The organism is Roseococcus thiosulfatophilus, assembly GCF_017311575.1.
Lineage (GTDB): Bacteria > Pseudomonadota > Alphaproteobacteria > Acetobacterales > Acetobacteraceae > Roseococcus > Roseococcus thiosulfatophilus.
Genome location: NZ_JAFFQY010000022.1, coordinates 177,708 through 194,430 on the forward strand (window position 1 = coordinate 177,708; position 16,723 = coordinate 194,430).

The window sequence follows — 16,723 nt, forward strand, 5'->3', positions numbered from 1 at the left end:
GCCGATTCAGGCGCGCCGGGGCAGGTAGGGAGAAATCGCTGCGAGGATTTCTCCATGAGCAAGTTACTTGGGTCCGTCCGTGTCCCCATCCTGGGGGTCAGCCTCGTGCTGGCCGTCCTGGCGCTGATTCCAGCAACCTCCTCGCTGCGCTCCTCATGGACCTCCTGGGAGGAGCATCGGGCAGCCGCCGAGATGAACAAGGCTGCGGCGCGCCTGAACGAAGGGCTGTTCGAGCTGCTGCTGGAACGCGCCCAGAGCAACGCGGCGCTGGCCGCCGCCACACCCGCAAATGATGCGGCACGCGGCGTGATCGCGCGGCACCGCGGCGTATTCCAGGCCCGGCTGACGGAGGCACTGGTCCATCTGCGCGAGGCCCGCCTCCCCGAGACGGCCCGCATGCTCCAGGAGCTGGAGGGCATGGCCGCCCCGCTGGAAGCCCTGCGCCGCCGCACCGACGCGCAAATGGCGCTGCCGGCCGACGCGCGCGACGCCGATTTCGCGCGCGGCGGGCTGCACCGGGAAATCTCGCGCTTCGTGGCCGCGCAGCAGGGCATCTGGTCGGCGCTGCTGGCCGCCGCCGGCGAGCATGACCCGCTGATCGCGCGGCTGAACATGCTGAAGCAGGCCAGCTGGCTGGCGCGCGATGCCTCCGGGCAGGAGCGCAGCACGGTGGCCGGCGCCATCGCCGCGAACCGGGGGCTGACGCCGCAGAACCAGGCGGCCGTCGCACAGTCGCGCGGGGCGGTGGATTCCGCCTGGCGCCTGCTGGAGGCGGAGCCGGAAACCCGCACCAATCCCCGCCTCGCGGCCGCTGTGGCGGCGGCACGGGCCGGTTACTTCACGGAATTCCGGGCGCTGAGCACGGCCCAGGCCGAACCCTCGGCCGCTCGCATGGCGGCAGACGCCTTCATCGAGCGGACCACGCCGCAGATCGGCACGCTTCTGCTGGTGCGCGACGCCGCCAGCGAAGTGACGCAGGATCGCGCCGAGACGCTGATCGCGCAGGCCCGGGCCCAGTCCATCGCCGCCATCGCCGTACTGGTGGGGACGCTGCTGTTCCTCGCCGTCGCGGTGTGGGTCGTGCTGCGCCGCGTGCTGGCGCCGCTCGCCAGCCTGCAATCCGCCACCAGCCGCCTGGCCGCCGGCGAGTATGACAACCCGGTGCCTGCCACCGACCGCACGGATGAGTTTGGCGCCCTCGCCCGCGGCCTGGATGGGCTGCGGCAGGAAGCCTTGCGCGCCCGCACCCTGGAGGAAGCCGCGGCCGCCCAGCGCACCGCCACCGCGGAGGAGGCCCGCCGGGCCCGCGCCTCGGTGGCCCAGCAGATCGAGACGGCGCTGGGCACCGCACTCGACACCATGGCGGACCGTGTGGAGGTGCTGCGCGGCGCCACCTCCGAACTGCGCGCCGGGGCTGGCCAGACCGCGCGCCTCGCCGATGCGGTGAACGAGGACGCCGACCAGGCCAGCCGCAACGTGCAGACCGTGGCCGCCGCGGCCGAGGAGCTTTCGGCCTCGGTCAGCGAAATCACCCGCCAGGTGGCCGAGGCCGCCCGCGTGGCCGGCCGCGCCATGGAGGAGACGCGCGCCACCGATGCCACCATGGCGGCCCTGACCGAGGCCGCCACCAAGATCGGCGAGGTGGTGCGCCTCATCAGCGACATCGCGGGCCAGACCAACCTGCTGGCGCTGAACGCCACGATCGAGGCCGCCCGGGCCGGCGAGGCCGGCAAGGGCTTCGCGGTCGTCGCCAGCGAGGTGAAGAGCCTGGCCGCCCAGACCGGCCGCGCCACGGGGGACATCGCGGCGCAGATCAGCGCCATCCAGGGCGCGGCGGAGGGGGCGGTGCGCTCCATCCAGGGCATCGGCGCGGTGGTGGCCGAAATCAATGAGGTGGCCAACGCCATCGCCGCCGCGGTGGAGGAACAGGGGGCCGCCACGCGCGAGATCGCCCGCAACGTGGCCGAGGCCGCCACGGGCACCGACCGCGTGGCCGCCCGCATGGACGAGGTGGGCCAGGGCGCCCAGGCCGCCGAGGGCGCGCTGACCAGCCTGGCCGCGACCACCGACGACATCGCCCAGCAGGGCGAGGGGCTGCGGAGTGAGTTGAGCACCCTGCTGACCCAGATGCGCGCCGCCTGAGGCGCGCAAGGGCCAAAGGGGCCACGCGCCCCTTCGGCCATCCCATCTTCTCCGATCGGGCGAGCCGCCAGGCGACCGATTCACGCCTTCGGTGATTCCACCGAAGGCAATCGGGCAGCCCGCCAAGCGACCGATTCACGCCTTCGGTGATTCCACCGAAGCCGATCGGGCGCTAGTTTCGCCCAATGAACGCCATCAGCCTCTTCGGCCAGTCCATCCGTCGCGTCGAGGATGCGCGCTTCCTCCGGGGCGAGGGGCGCTATGTGGACGACCTGGCGCAGCCGGGCGCGCTGCATGCCGTCTTCCTGCGCAGCCCGCACGCCCATGCGCGGCTCTTGGCGCTGGACGTGGCGGCGGCACGCGCAGCCCCCGGCGTGCACCTGGTGCTGACGGGCGCCATGCTGGCGGAGGCCGGAATCGGCGGCCTGCCCTGTTCCTCGGTGCTGGCGGCCGAGACACCTTTGGTGAAGCCGGACCATCCGCCCTTGGCCTTGGACCGCGTGCGCCATGTGGGCGAGGCGGTGGCCTGTGTGGTGGCCGAGACGGCGCATCAGGCCGAGGACGCGGCGGAACTCATCCTCGCGGAATACGACATGCTGCCCGCCGTCACGGAGCATGACGCGGCGCTGGCGCCGGCCGCGCCGCAACTGCACGAGGAGGCGCCGCGCAACCTCGCCTTCCTCTGGCACAAGGGCGACCGCGCGGCGGTAAAGGCCGCCTTCGCCGCCGCCGCCCATGTGGTCGAGGCGGACATCCCCAACCCCCGCGTCACCTGCGCGCCCATCGAGCCGCGCGCCGCGGTGGCGGTGCCGGAAGCGTCGCGCCTCAGCCTGATCGTCAACGGGCAGAACGTGCATTCCATGCGGAACCAGCTCTGCGCCGCGATGAAGCTGCCGCCCGAGGCGCTGCACCTGGTCGTGCCCGATGTGGGCGGCGGATTCGGCGTGAAGAACGTGGCCTTCCCCGAGCATGTCTGCCTGCTGCACGCCGCCCGCGAACTGGGTGCGCCGGTGCGCTGGACGGCGCGCATCGGCGAGGACTACGCGGCCTCGGCCCATGGGCGCGGGCTGCACGGGCGCGGGCGGCTGGCGCTGGATGCGGAGGGGCGGTTCCTGGCGCTGGATTTCGACGGCGTGGCGGAGATGGGGGCCTATCTCTCGGCGAATGGCCCGCATTGCCCGACCAACGCGGCCGCCACCGCCATGGGCGGCGTCTATGCCATTCCGGCGATCCACATGACGGTGCGCGGCGCCTTCACCAACACCGCGCCCATGGAGGCCTATCGCGGCGCGGGCAAGCCCGAGGCCAACTACATCATCGAGACGTTGATCGAACACGCCGCCCGCGCCACGGGCCAGGACGCGGCGGCCCTGCGCGCACGCAACATGATCGGCGAGTTTCCCTATCGCTCCGCGCTGGGCATGGAACTGCGCGACGGCAACTTCGCCCCGCGCCTCAAGGAATGCGCCGAGCTGGCGGACCGCGCGGGCTTCCCGGCCCGGCGCGCGGCCAGTGAAGCAAAGGGCAAGCGGCGCGGCTTCGGGCTCACGGCCTTCCTGGAGACCGCGCGCGGCGCCTTCGGGGAATGGGCGAAGCTCAGCGTCTCGCCCGAGGGGGATGTGACGCTCGCCATCGGCACGCAGTCCAACGGGCAGGGGCACGAGACCAGCTTCCCGCAATATGTGGCCCATCAGCTCGACCTGCCCATGGAGCGCATCCGCTACGTCCAGGCCGACACGGACCTCGTCGCCTTCGGCAACGGGCATGGCGGCGCGCGCAGCCTGCACATGGGCGGCGAGGCGATGCGCCAGGCGGCGCACAACCTGCTGGCCGAGGCCCGCGGCCGCGCCGCCCGGCTGCTGCAGACCGCGCCCGACACGCTGCACTATGCCGGCGGCCGCTTCGCGCTGGCCGATGGGCAGAGTGTGACACTCGCCGAACTCGCCGCCGAGGAACCGCCGCTGGAGGGCGAGGCGCGCCACGCGCTGGACCTCTGCACCTTCCCCAACGGCGCCCATGCCGCCGAGGTGGAGGTGGACCCGGAGACGGGCGAATGCACCCTCTGCGCCTACACCGCCGTGGATGATTACGGCCGCCTGCTGAACCCCATGCTCGCGCTGGGCCAGGTGCAGGGCGGCGTGGTGCAGGGCATCGGCCAGGCGCTGCTGGAGGCGATCCGCTATGACCCCGAAAGCGGCCAGCTGCTGACGGCGGGGCTGATGGATTACTGCCTGCCCCGCGCCTCCGACCTTCCCTCGCTGGACATCGCGCTGCGCGAGGATGCGCCGACGGAAGCCAATGGGCTGGGCGTGAAGGGCACGGGCCAGGCGGGCTGCATCGCCGCGCCCCAGGCCGTGATGGCCGCCATCCGTGACGCGGTGGGCGCCGAGATCACCATGCCGGCCACGCCGGAGAAGCTCTGGGCCGCGCTGCACGGGCGATGAGCACGCCGCTGCTCGACGCCACCGGCTTGGTGAAGCGCTTCGGCGCGCTTGTGGCCAATGACCATGTGGATTTGCGCGTCATGCCCGGCGAGGCCCATGCGCTGCTGGGCGAGAATGGCGCCGGCAAGTCCACGCTGGTGAAGATGCTCTACGGCCTGTTGCAGCCCGATGCAGGGCACATCGCCTGGGAAGGCCGCCCGGTCCATCTGCCCGAGCCGCGCGCCGCGCGGCGCTTGGGCATCGGCATGGTGTTCCAGCACTTCTCCCTCTTCGACAACCTGACCGTGGCCGAGAATGTGGCGCTCGCGCTGGACGCCGCCGAGCCCGTGCCGCGCATCGCGGCCCGCCTCGCCGAGGTGTCGCGCGCCTATGGCCTTCCGCTGGAACCAGGGCGCGAGGTGTGGCGGCTTTCGGTGGGGGAGCGGCAGCGCATCGAGATCGTGCGCTGCCTCATGCAGGACCCGCGCCTGCTGATTCTCGACGAACCCACCTCCGTACTGACGCCACAGGAAAGCGAAGGGCTCTTCGTCACGCTGGACCGCATCCGCGCGGAGGGCCGCGCCGTGCTCTACATCTCGCACAAGCTGGAGGAGGTGCGGCGCCTCTGCGAGACCGCCACCATCCTGCGCCATGGCCGCGTGGTGGCGCGCACCGACCCGCGTGCGGAAACCGCGGGCAGCCTCGCGCGGATGATGGTGGGCAGCGAGGTGGCGGCGCTGCGCCACGCCGCCGCACCACCCGAGGGGCCCGTGCGGCTGTCGGTGCGCGGACTGTCCGTGGCGGCGGAGGACCCGCATGGGGTGGGGCTGAAGGACATCTCGCTCGACCTGCGCCGGGGCGAGGTGCTGGGCATCGCGGGCGTGGCGGGCAATGGGCAGGAGGCGCTGTTCGCCGCGCTGTCCGGCGAGGTGCTGGCGCCGCGCGCCGAACAGATCCTCCTGGATGGCGACGCGGTGGGCCGCGCCGACATCAATGCCCGCCGCCGCAAGGGCGCGGCCTTCGTGCCGGAGGAACGGCTGGGCCATGCCGCCGCGCCGCGCCTGGCGCTGTCGGACAACGCGCTGGTCTCCGGCCATGCGGCCAGCGGCATGGTGCGACACGGAATGCTGGATCGCGGGCGGATGCTGGGCTGGGTGGATGCGGTGACGCAGGCCTTCGACGTGCGGAAAGGCCCGCGTGACCCGGAGGCGCGGGCGCTCTCGGGCGGCAACTTGCAAAAGTTCGTGGTGGGGCGGGAGGTGCTGCGCAAGCCCGGCCTGCTGGTGGTGTCGCAACCGACCTGGGGCGTGGATGCGGGGGCGGCGGGGCTAATCCGCCTGGCGCTGCTGGACCTGGCGCGGGAAGGTTCGGCCGTGCTGGTCATCAGCCAGGACCTGGACGAATTGCTGGAGATGGCGGACCGCATCGCCGTGCTGTTCCATGGCCGCCTCTCGCCCGCCGAACCCGTGGCGGGGCTGACGCGCGAGGCCATCGGCCTGCGGATGGGGGGCGCGGCATGAGGCGCCTAGTGCTGGAACGGCGCATGGAAACACCCTGGGCGCTGACCCTGGCCTCGCCGCTGCTGGCGGTGGGGCTGACGCTGGTCTCGGCCGTGCTGGTCTTCCTGGCCATGGGGCGCGATCCGCTGGAGGCGCTGTTCGTCTATTTCGTGATGCCCGTCTCCGACCTCTGGGGGTTGCAGGAGGTGGCGGTAAAAGCCACCCCACTGGTGCTGATCGCGGTGGGGCTGGCGCTCTGCTACCGCTCGAACAACTGGAACATCGGCGCCGAGGGGCAGTTCCTCATGGGCGCCATGGCCGGCGGGTGGCTGGCGGTGGCCACGCACGGCATGGGTGCCGGCGCCTGGGTGCTGCCCGCCATGCTGGCGATGGGCGCGCTGGGCGGCGCGCTGTTCGCGCTGATCCCGGCCCTGCTCAAGACGCGCTTCGGCGCCAACGAGATCCTGACCAGCCTCATGCTGGTCTATGTCGCCGAACTTCTGCTCGATTGGCTGGTGCGCGGCCCCTGGCGCGACCCGCAGGGCTTCAACATGCCCCAGACCGTGGTCTTCGCGCCCGAAGCCACCATCCCCCTGCTGATGGAGGGCGGAAGGCTGAACCTCGGTACGCCCATCATGCTGCTGGTGGTGGTGCTGGTGGCGCTGATGGTGGCGCGCACGCTGAAGGGCTTCGAGATCACGCTGGTGGGCGAGGCGCCGCGCGCCGCGCGCTTCGCAGGCTTCGACGCGAAGCGCCTGACCTGGACGGTCTTCGCCATCGCGGGGGGCTTGGCCGGGCTGGCCGGCGTGCTGGAGGCCGCGGGGACGGTGCGGATGCTGCAACCGGGGCTTTCGCCCGGCTATGGCTTCACCGCCATCATCGTGGCCTTCCTCGGAAGGCTGAATCCCGTGGGCTGCCTTGTCGCGGGCGTGTTCCTCGCCATCACCTTCATCGGCGGCGAGAACGCACAGATCATGATGCAGATGCCGCTGGACGTGACGCGCGTCTTCCAGGGGCTGCTGCTGTTCTACGTGCTGGGCTGCGACACGTTGCTTCTGTATCGCGTGCGCTGGGTGCGAAGGGCGGAGGCATGACCGGGCAGGAGTGGAATCGCGCCACGAGTATCCGGCCGCGAAGCGGCCGGCGTTTGAGGGCGCAAGAATGACCCTTTTCGAAGCCATCCTCCTGACGGTCATCACCGCCTCCACGCCGCTGCTGATCGCCGCTATCGGCGAACTGGTCGTGGAACGCTCGGGCGTGCTGAACCTGGGCGTCGAGGGCATGATGATCATGGGCGCCGCGGTCGGCATCGCGGCCGCCATCACCACGGGGTCCAGCGCCTTCGGCGTGCTGGCGGCCGTGTTGGCGGGCATGGCCATGGCGGCGCTGTTCGCACTGCTGACGCTCGGGCTCGCCACCAACCAGGTGGCGGCGGGGCTGGCGCTGGCCATCTTCGGGCTGGGGCTTTCGGGCGTGGTGGGCGCGCCCTTCGTGGGCGTGCAGCGCGAGGGGATCGGGCAGGTGGCGATCCCCTATCTGTCGGACATTCCCTTCCTCGGCCCCGTGCTCTTCGCGCAGGACCCCTTCGTCTATGCCGCCTTCGCGCTGGTGGCCGGCGTCTCCTGGTTCCTGTTCCGCACCCGCGCGGGGCTGGTGCTGCGCGCCTGCGGCGAGAACCATGCCTCGGCCCATGCGCTGGGCCATCATGTGCTGCGGGTGCGCTTCCTGGCCGTGCTGTTCGGCGGGGCCTGCGCGGGGCTGGCGGGGGCCTATCTATCCCTGGTCTACACCCCCTTCTGGACCTCGGGCATGACGGCGGGCCGGGGGTGGATCGCGCTGGCCATCGTCGTCTTCGCCTCCTGGCTGCCGTGGCGGGCGGCGGTGGGGGCCTATCTGTTCGGGGGCGCCACCATCCTGCAACTCCATGCGCAATCGGCCGGGGTGCCGCTGCCCACGCAACTGCTGGCGGCCATGCCCTACCTCATCACCATCCTGGTGCTGGTGCTGATCATGCGGCTGCGGCGCGGCGGCGTGGCCGGGCCGCAATCCCTCGGCCAGCCCTTCGTGCCCGATCGCTGATCCTGGATGACAGACGCTTCACGAATGTGTAGTGGCGCCCGCGAAGGAGACCCCCGCCCCATGACCCTGTCCCGCCGCAACATCCTGCTCGGCGGTGGCGCGCTCGGCGCCGCCGCTGCCTCCCCCGCCCAGGCCCAGGCGCCGCTCAATGTCGGCTTCATCCTGATCGGCCCCGTGGGCGATTTCGGCTGGTCCACCATGCATGACCAGGGCCGCCGCCGGATGCTGGAGGTGCTGGGCGACCGGGTGCGCGCCACCCAGGTGGAGGCCGTGGCCCCGCCCGATTTCGACCGCGTGGCGACGCAGTTGGTCCGCACGGGCTCGCGCCTCATCTTCACCACCAGCTTTTCCTATTTCCAGGCGACGCAGCGCGTGGCGGGCCAGAACCCCAACGTGTTCTGGGAGAGTGCGACCGGCACCGCCACCGCCCGCAACCTCGCCATCTACAACGCCCGCTTCTATGAGGGCCGCTACGTCCAGGGCGTGATCGCCGCGCGCAAGTCGCGCAGCAAGACCATCGGCTATGTCGCCTCCTTCCCGGTGCCGGAGGTGATCCACGCCATCAACACCGTCATGCGCGGCGCCTGGTCCGTGGACCCGCAGATGCGCATCCGCGTGGTCTGGGCCGGCGCCTGGTTCAACCCGGGCCGCGAGGCCGATGCCGCCCGCGCGCTGATCGACCAGGGCTGCGACGTGATCTGCCAGCACACGGACAGCCCCGCGCCGCTCCAGCTGGCCGAGCAGCGCGGCAACGTCTTCGGCTTCGGCCAGGCGTCCGACATGACGCGCTTCGCCCCCCGCGCGCACCTCACCAGCAGCGTGAACAATTGGGGCGACTACTATGTGGCGCGCGCCCGCGCGGTGCTGGACGGCAGCTGGCAGCCGACCGACACCTGGGGCGGCCTCGATTCCGGCATGTTCCGCCTGGCGCCCTTCACCAACATGACGCCCGAGGAAGCGAGCGAGGCCGAGCGCATCCGCGACGCGCTCGCCGCCGGCACGCTGCACCCCTTCGAGGGGCCGATCACGCGGCAGGACGGCACGCCGGTCATCCCCGCCGGGCAGCGCCTGACCGATGACCAGATCCGCGCGCAAAACTACTTCTACCAGGGCATCGAGGTGCAGATGCCCTGAGCGGGGCCTATTCCCGCACGAAGTCCAGGTCCGCCCCCAGCCCCAGCTTGCCCAGCCCCTTCGCGATGCCGAAGCGGTGGCGCATCCAGGCGGAGGGCGGGCCGCGCCGCTTCAGCAGATAGAGCGGCGCATGCACCGCCACCTGCGCGGCGCCGATGCCCCAGGCCACGGCCCAGGCGGCCCATTTCCGCTCGCTCACGGCCGCGCGGAACAGGGCGGAGTGCCGCGCGCTGCGGGCCAGCCGCGCGCGCATGTAGTCGGGCGTCAGGCGGCCGCGCTGGTTCATCTCCTCGACCGGCGCATCGGGCGTCCAGATGAAGTGGCGCCCCTGCTTGGCCAGGGTGAAGAAGAGCAGCGTGTCCTCGCCGCCCGCGCGGCCCAGGGTTTCGTTGAATGGGGTGTCGCCCACCAGACAGGTGGCGCGGCGCAGCAGGGAGTTGCCCGTCCCCACGCCGCGCCCGCCGGCGTGCCACCAGTCCAGCGGGTTCAGCCGCGTGTCGGCGGGCAGGCCGAGGTCGGTGCGGAAATACTCGCCCTCCGGGTCCCAATCCGGCGCCGCGCCGCCCTCGAAGATCGGGAATTTGGGGCCGAAGCTGGCATCCGCGCCGGTGCGCTCCAGGGCGGCGAGATGCGCGGCGAGGCAGCCTTGCTCCGGCGCCTCGTCATCATCCACGAAGGCGACGAACTCACCGCGTGCCGCCGCCACCCCCCGGTTGCGCGCGGCGGCGATGTTGCGATGGGGCGTGGCGACGACATGCCGGAAGGGCACCGGCGCGGCGAAGCCCTCCACCAGCGGGCGGGCCAGGGCGTCCGGGTGGTTGTCGGCCACCACCACCTCCCATCCCAAGCCATCTGGAAGGCGCTGCGCGGCCAGGGCGTGCAGGGTGCGCGCCAGCAGGTCCATGCGGTCATGGCAGGGGACGACGACGCTCAGGCGTGGCAGGGACATGGCACTCAGGATGTGGGCGCGCACCCCGCGCGGCAAGCGGCGGTGGCCGTGCGCCGCTCCGGCCTGTAGAGGGGATGGGTGCAACCCCAGGTCCGCCACCCCCCATGCCCGCCCTGCCGCGCCTGCTGACGGGGCCGCGCGGGCGCACCCTGGCCGGCATCGCGGACCAGGCGGTCATCAGCCTTGCCAATTTCGCGGTGGCGCTGGCGGTGCTGCGGCTGGGCACGAAGGAGGAGTTCGGCCTCTACGCGCTGGGCTACATGGCGGTGGTGGTGGCCAACAGCTTCGCCGGCGGCATGTTCGGCAGCCAGTTCATCGTGGCCCAGCATGGGCGGCCGGAGGCCGCGCGCCCGGCCTTCGCCGCCGCCCTGCTGCTGGCGCAGCTGGGCGGCGTCGCGCTGGCCTGCCTGCTGGCGCTGGCCGCGCTGGCGGCGGCGGGCTGGGCGACGCCCTTCGTGGCGGTGACGCTGCTCGTCATCCCGGCCGCGGTCGCGCAGGATTTCCTGCGCGTGCATCGCCTGGCGCTGCTGCGGCCCCAGGCGGCGCTGGCGCTGGATGGGCTGAACGCGCTGCTCTGGGCCGGCTTCGCCCTGGCCGGGCTGGCGCTCGGGCTGGCGGTGCCGGTGGCGGCGCTGGCGGGCCATGGCGCGGCCTGCGCGGTCACGGCGGTGGTCGCGGCCGCCACCGCCCGGCTGCCGCTGCGGGAGGGGCTGCGCGGCATGGGCGACGGGCTGCGGACGGTCTGGGACCAGGGGCGCTGGTCGGTGGGCGGGGTCGCGGTGACGCTGGCGCAAAACCAGGCGCATTTCTACATCCTGGGCCTGCTGGCGGGCCTCGCCGCGGTGGCCGAGGTCAACGCCGCCCGCATGTTGCTCACCCCCGCCGCGCTGCTGCTGGTGGGGGTGAACCGCACGCTCATCCCGGGCTTCGCGCAGCTTCGCGCGGCGGGCGAGGCGCACCGCATCCGCCGCCAGGCCGTCATCGCCACCTTCGCGCTGGTCGTCGCGGTGCTGGCCTATGCGCTGCTGCTCTGGGCCGCGTGGGACGTGCTGACGCGGCACCTGCTCCAGGGGCGCTATGACGGGATCGGCCCGCTGGTCGCGCTCTGGACGTTGGTGATCGGGCTTCAGGCGATGACGGAGATCGCGGCCGGGCAATTGCAGGCGGCTTCGCGGTTTCGCGCGCTGGCGCTGCGGATCGGCGTCGTCGCGGGGCCGGTGGTGGTGGCGCTGGTGCCCATGATCCTGTGGCTGGGTGGGCCGGGCAGCCTGGTCGTGCTGGCGGCGGGCCAGGCGGCGCTGGCCGCGCTGCTGTGGCGCGAGGTGGCGCGCGAAACCTCCCCCGCGCGGCCAAGCTGCGCTACCACGGGGGCCTGATGTCGCTCGCGGTCTCCGCCCCCGTCGCCCGCCCCCGCGCCGCCGCCCCCGTCGAGGCGGAGCGCGCGGATGTGCTGGCGCTGCGCCGCCTCACACCCGCGCAGTTGCTGGTGACGCTCTGGCTGCGGCGCTGGCTGCTGCTGCTGGCCTTCGGCCTTCCTGTCGCGGCAGGGTTGGCGCTGGCTCTCACGCGGCAGCCGGTCTTCGAGGCCGAGACCAGCATGCTCATCCAGGTGACGCGCGAGAGCGTGGGCGCCGCCGACCTCTCCGGCCTCGGCCCCACCGTGCAGACGGTGGAGCAATTGCGCGTCGTGCGCTCCGAGATGGAGATCGCCACCAGCCGCCCCGTGGCCCGCCGCGCGGTGGAACGGCTGGGGCCCGCCACCATCGCCCCCGGCCTCGCCAACCCCCGCCCCTGGCAGCGGGCGCTGACGCCGGAGGAACAGGTCGAGGCCGCGACCACCCTCCTCGGCCGCGCGCTGCGCGCGGACACCGAACCCTCCACCAACATCCTGCGCCTGCGCTACCGCGCGACCGACCGCGCGCGGGCCACTTTGGTGTTGGAGGCGGTACTGGAGGCCTATCTGGGCCAACGGTCCGAAACCGGGCATGAGGGTGGCGCGCGGCTTCTCACCTCGGACCTCGCCCGCCAGCGCGAGGAGCTGCGCGGCATCGAGCGCGAGATCCAGGAGGCCCAGGCGCGCTTCGGCGTGATGGAGCTGGGGCAGGACATCGCGTTGGCCAATGCGCGTCTCGATGCGCTGCTGGTGCGCGAGAACACCCTGCGCGAGCAGCGGGCGGCGGCGGCGGCGCAGTTGGCCTCCGCGCAGGAACGGCTGGCGGCGGAGCCCGAGCGCGTCTTCGCCGGCAGCGAGGCCACCAACCTCGCCCCCAATGACGAGGCGCGGAACACCCTCGCGCGGCTGTTGCAGGAACGGCAGCACATCGCCACCCACTACGCCCCCGGCGCGCCCGAATTGCGGGAGCTGGACCAGCGCATCGCCAATGTCCGGCAGACGCTGGAACGCAATGAGCGCACGGCCTTCGCCACCCGCCGCGACATCCGCAACCCCAACCGCGACGCGCTGGAAGCCCGCCTTATCGCCTCGCGCATCGAACTCGACAGCCTGACACGCCAGCTGGAGGAGGTGCGCGTGCAGCGCGGCGAGGCCGAGGCGCGCGCCACCACGCTGCGCGGCGCCGATGCCGTGCTGCGCGACCTGTTCCGCCGGCGGGATGCGCTGGACGGCATCACCCGCAGCCTCGCCGCGCGGGAGGCCGGCGTGCGGCTGGAGGAAAGCGCGCGCCGCGGGGGCGCCGCCGCCGTGCAGCTGGTGCAGCCGCCCACCGCGCCCTTCGAGGGCCGCAGCGGCGCCTTGCTCTTCGCCGCCGCCGGGCTGGTGGCGGGCTTCACCCTGGCTGGCGCCGGCCTCGTGCTGCTGACGCTGCTGCGCGCCACCCCCGCCACGCCCGGCGAGGCGGTGGCGAATCTCCGCCTGCCCGTGCTGGCCAGCTTGGCGCGGCCGGATGAGGAGGCCCCGCTGGCCGAACTGGCCGGCCTGCTGCTGGACCAGATCGGCGCGCGGCCGGTGCTGCACCTGACGGGCGAGGGGGATGACCAGCGTGGCCTGCTCGCCCGGGCGCTGGCGGAGGAACTGGCCCTGCGGCGCGGCCGGATGGTGCTGCTGCTGGACCTGCAGACCGATGGTGCCGCGCATCTGCGCGCCCTGGGCGGCGCACCGGAGGCGGTGGAGCGGGTGGAGGGCCATGTCCTGGCCTTCCCCACAGCCCATGAGCGCCTCTGGGTGGCGTATGAATCCCAGCACAGCCAGTTGACCGACCCGCGCGCCGGCGAGGCCGAGGCCGCGCGCATGCTGGCCCTGCTGAAGCGCGAGTTCGACGTGATCCTGGTGGTGGGCGCCGATGGCTCGGGCTACGCCGCACGGCGCCTCGCGGGGCTGATGGACGCGAACCTGCTGGTGGTGCGGGGCGAGGTGACGACGCTGCGCGCCGCGCGCGCCCGGCGGGATGAGATCCTGGCGGCCGGCGGCGCGCTGCCGGGCCTGGCCTTCACCGGGCGGCGGCAGGTGCTGCCTGGGCCGCTCGCCGCGCTGGCGACCTAAAGCTCCGCCGCGCGCGCCTCCAGCGCCGCGAAGATCGCCTCGCGCGCCGGCGCGTCCAACCCCTCGGTGGATTGCACGTCGGCGCCCAGATGGTGCGGCTCCAGCGCGGCGACGAAGCGCGCCACACCCTCCGGGCTGCGCACGTCATGCCCCCAGGAGCTGTGGCAGAGCGAGCGCGATGACGGCGCGTGCGGCATCGGGCACAGCCCCGATCGCCCGGCATAGGCGCCGTAGAGGATGTACTCCGAGAACTGCCAGCGCCGCGCCAGCGCCCGCGTCCAGGGCATCCCGGCCACCGACTCCAGGCGGGCCAGGAGGGCGCGCACGCTCTCCGGGTTCCAGGTGATGAGCGAGCCGATGTAGTCCGCCCCGAAATAGTCGCAGGGCGGCAGGCCCAGCAATTCGGCGGCGGCGGCGTGCCAGGGCAGGTGGGTGTCGAGCCGACCCTCGCCGGGCAGGGCATAGAGGCGCACCCGCCCCCCGGGCGCCAGGGAAGCGGGGTCGAGCGGGCGGATCAGGCAGGTGTCGCTGTCGGCGTGGATCACGACGTCGCAGGGCATCGCGGCCGCGGCGGCGAACTTCACGATCTGCTGCATGATCCAGCCGCGCACGAGGCCGACCGGCGTCAGATAGATTTCGCGCCGCAGCGCCGGGATGGCGCGGCGGATGGCGCCCGGCGGGCGGGGCAGGTTCAGGAAGCCGCGCGGCAGCAGCGTTTCCTGCGCAATGATCTCGGTGCGTGGGCCCGCCAGCGCGCCGAACAGCGCCAAGTCACGGCGCGGCACCACGATGCGGTGCAGCACCTCCGGCCGGGCGAAGCGTTCCACGCTGTGTGCCAGCGTGCGGCACAGATGGAAGTCGCCGGCGAAGGAACAGGTCAGGATGCCGATGCGCGGCGTGTCAGCGGGCAAGTCGGGGTTCCCTGGGTCGGGTGGTCAGGCCGGTGCGCATGGTCTGGACGCGGCCGGCGGCCTCCGGCGATTGCAGCGCCAGCGTCACCTCGGTCACGTGCAGCGCGAGTTCCGGCCCCATCAGCGGCGGCGCCCCCTGCTCGACCTGGGCGGCCAGCTGGGCCACGCCGCGCAGGTAGTCCATGGGCGGGCGGCCCTTGGGGCGCGGGCGGTAGGCCACGCGCAGCGCCCGGCCCAGGGTGACGCCGGGCAGGAAGGCCCCCAGCTTGAGTTCCAGCTTGCGCGCGGCCCGGTGCCAGAACCCCTTGCCGGTGGGGCTGAGGCGCAGCCTGGCCCGGTTGTCCCAGACATCGGGGATGGTGGCGAAGCCCTCGGTGCCCACCACGCGCAGCAAGCGGTTATGGGGCGCGATGATGGACAGGCTGAGGCGCGCGACCACCCCATGGTCGAAGCGCAGCACGCCCACCGAGAAGTCGGGGTTCATGGGGCCGAGCCCCTCGCCCTTCTCGGGCAGCAGATGCGCGGGCATGGCCACCACCTCGCGCACCGGGCCGAAGAGCGTGACCAGCGGGCCGATCTGGTAGCCGGCATGTTCCAGCACACAGCCCATCTCGAACTCGTCGGCCGCCGGCCAGGGCGCGCCGGAGGCGCTGCGCCAGGCCTCGTGGCCCTGGAAGGGGATCAGCCCGTCATCCATCTCGGCCTGGGCCATGAGGGGGCGGCCGAGACGCCCGGCCTCGACCAGCGCGGCCATCTCCTGCACCGGGGGCGCCAGGTGGTTGCAGGGGGCGGCGGCAAGCGCCAGGCCCCGCGCGGCGGCCAGCGCCACCAGCTCCTCGGCCTCGGCCATGGTCAGGGCCAGGGGCTTCTCGGAATAGACATGCTTGCCGGCCAGCAGGGCGGCCCGGCTAACCTCCACATGGCTGCGCGGGTTGGTGAGGTTCACCACCAGTTCCACCTCGGGGTCCGCCAGCACGGCCTCCAGGTTGGGATAGGCGCGCGTGCCGTGGAAGCGCGCGAAGGCGTCCAGCCGCGCGGAATTGCGGTCGAAGGCGCCCAGCAGCCGCAGCCCGGCATGGTCGGGGCGCGAGGCCATGTAGTAGTCGGCCACGAAGCCGCAGCCGATGACGACGAAGTTCATGCGGCCCTCGCCCGTTGCACCGCCTCGGCATGGTAGAGCGCCACGCGCCGCCACCAGGTCAGCTTGCCCAGCCCCGCCGCGGCGGCCAGCGCGGCCCGGCCGAAGCGGCCCCGCGCGTCGGGGAAGGGCCAGAGCAGCAGGGCCAGCAGCCCCATGGCCAGGAATTGCGCCGCCCCGCGCAGGGTGGTGCCGCCACCGCCATGCCGCCGCGACAGGGCGGCGAAGACCTGTCCGCCGGAATAGGCCCGCAGCAGCGCATAGCGCAGGGCGAAGCGGCTGGCCGGCACCTTCTCCAGCGCCACGGCGTAGGGGCACCAGGCGAAGCGCCGCCCTGCCCGCTCCAGCCGCAAGAACAGCTCCAGATCCTCGCCGCCGCAGGCGCCGTAGCCGAGGTCGAAGGGCTCCGGCTCGGTGAAGCAGGTGGCGGCGCGCCAGAGGGAATTCCCGGCGCCCACCACGAAATCCCGCGTGCGGGAAGGCCCGCCGGCGATGACGGGCGCGCCCTCGGGCATGGGGCTGAGGCGGCTGAACTGGCGGCTCTCCGGGTCCCAGGGGGCGGGGTCCACACCGGACGGGAGCAGCGGCCGCACCGCCCCCAGCACGGCATCCGCCCCTGTGCGCTCCAGCGTGTCCACCAGCGCATCGAGCCAGCCGGGCTCCACCTCCTGGTCATCGTCCAGGAAGGCCACCAGGGGGGCGCGGGCGGCGCGCAGCCCGGCATTGCGCGCCACCGAGATGTTGGGCGGCGAACAGGGCACCGCGCGCAGCGGCACCTGGGGGTCGAGGCGCGCCAGCACCGCCGCCGCATGGCCGTCCGGGCTGTTGTCGGCCACCACCACCTCGAAATCCAGGCCGCGCCGGGTGGCGTGGGCGAGGCAGGAACGCAGCGCGGCCTCCAGCAGCAGCGGCCGGCTATGCGTGGTGATGACGATGCTGGCCACGGGCG

General features: G+C 73.0%; 12 protein-coding genes. 8 read left to right on the plus strand and 4 right to left on the minus strand.

Features of this window, described 5'->3' with window-relative positions; genetic code table 11:
* Positions 1 to 54: 54 nt before the first annotated feature.
* The 6 genes from JTN19_RS10055 (at position 55) to JTN19_RS10080 (ending at position 9,277) form a co-directional block, all read left to right on the plus strand.
* The gene (locus tag JTN19_RS10055) at positions 55 to 2,142 is read left to right on the plus strand and encodes a methyl-accepting chemotaxis protein (protein WP_206931962.1); all 2,088 of its coding nucleotides are present in this window, start codon (positions 55 to 57) and stop codon (positions 2,140 to 2,142) included.
* A gap of 185 nt (positions 2,143 to 2,327) precedes the next feature.
* Complete coding sequence (locus JTN19_RS10060) at positions 2,328 to 4,586, plus strand: xanthine dehydrogenase family protein molybdopterin-binding subunit (protein WP_206931964.1); 2,259 nt, start codon at positions 2,328 to 2,330, stop codon at positions 4,584 to 4,586.
* Entirely contained in the window at positions 4,583 to 6,085 is a 1,503-nt protein-coding gene (locus JTN19_RS10065; RefSeq protein WP_206931965.1) for an ABC transporter ATP-binding protein, read from the plus strand. Before JTN19_RS10060 ends, JTN19_RS10065 begins: the two co-directional genes overlap by 4 nt.
* A complete protein-coding gene (locus JTN19_RS10070) occupies positions 6,082 to 7,158 on the plus strand; it encodes an ABC transporter permease (RefSeq protein ID WP_206931966.1) in 1,077 nt (358 codons plus the stop codon). The genes JTN19_RS10065 and JTN19_RS10070 overlap by 4 nt, the downstream gene beginning before the upstream one ends.
* A gap of 67 nt (positions 7,159 to 7,225) precedes the next feature.
* The gene (locus JTN19_RS10075; protein ID WP_206931967.1) at positions 7,226 to 8,143 is read left to right on the plus strand and encodes an ABC transporter permease; all 918 of its coding nucleotides are present in this window, start codon (positions 7,226 to 7,228) and stop codon (positions 8,141 to 8,143) included.
* Between the two features lie 60 nt (positions 8,144 to 8,203).
* Positions 8,204 to 9,277 (plus strand): BMP family ABC transporter substrate-binding protein, encoded by a 1,074-nt coding sequence (locus JTN19_RS10080; protein WP_206931968.1) that lies wholly within the window; start codon positions 8,204 to 8,206, stop codon positions 9,275 to 9,277.
* Positions 9,278 to 9,284: 7 nt separating this feature from the next.
* Here JTN19_RS10080 and JTN19_RS10085 read toward each other — a convergent pair whose 3' ends face one another.
* Entirely contained in the window at positions 9,285 to 10,226 is a 942-nt protein-coding gene (locus tag JTN19_RS10085; RefSeq protein ID WP_206931970.1) for a glycosyltransferase family 2 protein, read from the minus strand.
* 104 nt (positions 10,227 to 10,330) lie between these two features.
* Between JTN19_RS10085 and JTN19_RS10090 the strand changes: the two genes are divergently transcribed.
* Both JTN19_RS10090 and JTN19_RS10095 read left to right on the plus strand, forming a co-directional pair.
* Positions 10,331 to 11,602: an MATE family efflux transporter gene (locus JTN19_RS10090; protein WP_206931971.1), complete on the plus strand. Its 1,272-nt coding sequence runs from the start codon at positions 10,331 to 10,333 to the stop codon at positions 11,600 to 11,602.
* Positions 11,602 to 13,725 carry a GumC domain-containing protein gene (locus JTN19_RS10095; RefSeq protein WP_206931973.1) on the plus strand — a complete coding sequence of 708 codons (2,124 nt, stop codon included), beginning with the start codon at positions 11,602 to 11,604 and terminating at the stop codon, positions 13,723 to 13,725. Before JTN19_RS10090 ends, JTN19_RS10095 begins: the two co-directional genes overlap by 1 nt.
* Here the strand turns inward: JTN19_RS10095 and JTN19_RS10100 are convergent.
* The 3 genes from JTN19_RS10100 to JTN19_RS10110 are packed head-to-tail and all read right to left on the minus strand — an operon-like array spanning position 13,722 to position 16,718.
* Positions 13,722 to 14,636 carry a DUF6492 family protein gene (locus JTN19_RS10100; protein ID WP_206931975.1) on the minus strand — a complete coding sequence of 305 codons (915 nt, stop codon included), beginning with the start codon at positions 14,634 to 14,636 and terminating at the stop codon, positions 13,722 to 13,724. The genes JTN19_RS10095 and JTN19_RS10100 overlap by 4 nt on opposite strands.
* On the minus strand, positions 14,626 to 15,777 hold the full coding sequence (locus JTN19_RS10105; protein ID WP_206931976.1) for a Gfo/Idh/MocA family protein: 1,152 nt from the start codon (positions 15,775 to 15,777) through the stop codon (positions 14,626 to 14,628). Before JTN19_RS10105 ends, JTN19_RS10100 begins: the two co-directional genes overlap by 11 nt.
* Positions 15,774 to 16,718 carry a glycosyltransferase gene (locus JTN19_RS10110; protein ID WP_206931977.1) on the minus strand — a complete coding sequence of 315 codons (945 nt, stop codon included), beginning with the start codon at positions 16,716 to 16,718 and terminating at the stop codon, positions 15,774 to 15,776. Before JTN19_RS10110 ends, JTN19_RS10105 begins: the two co-directional genes overlap by 4 nt.
* Positions 16,719 to 16,723: the final 5 nt, after the last annotated feature.